General features: G+C 70.1%; 1 pseudogene. It reads right to left on the bottom strand.

Going from position 1 to position 561, the window contains the following annotated elements:
* Nucleotides 1–561, bottom strand: a pseudogene (locus P4U43_RS17970) (chromosome segregation protein SMC); the annotation flags it as partial.

Here is a 561-nt window from a genome sequence, read left to right as displayed (position 1 = left end):
CCGGCCGGGACCGCGACGAGAAGCTCGACCCGGCCGGCGTCGTCGTCCTTCATACGTTGAAGGGCAGCACCGGCGGCACCGAGCGATTCAACTGCGACTCCCTCGGACAACGAGCCCAACGCGGCCGCTATGGCGGCCTCGTAGCCCGGCTCCACCGTCAGCAGCCCGGCAACCGGCCCGAGCACCCCGTCCATCCCGGCCGCCAACAGAGTCCTTGACCCGTCTTTGCGCTCCAGGCCGAGACGCAGGGCTTCGACTCGTGCCTGGAGCGCGCCGCGTTCCCGCTCGGCCGACCGCTCCTGCGCCTTGAGGTCTTCCAGCCTCTCCAGCACAGCGTCAAGGGCAGCGCCGGCTTCCTCATAATCGGCGTCCAGGCCCTCTTCGCCTTCCTCCGCACCGGCAACCTGCGATTCGAGCGCAGTGAACTCGCTCTGCGCACGACGACGACGTTCGGCCACCTCGACGACGGACTCGCGGAGCCTGCCCAGTTCTGCCTCCGCCGCTTCGACCCGGGACCGCGCTGCGCCCACCTGACCGGACAGCTTAGCGAGCCCTTCCCGC

The organism is Arthrobacter vasquezii (assembly GCF_029455255.1).
Classification (GTDB): Bacteria; Actinomycetota; Actinomycetes; order Actinomycetales; family Micrococcaceae; genus Arthrobacter_D; species Arthrobacter_D parietis.
Note: the sequence above shows the minus strand (reverse complement) of the source record. Positions and strands in the feature narration are given on the sequence as shown.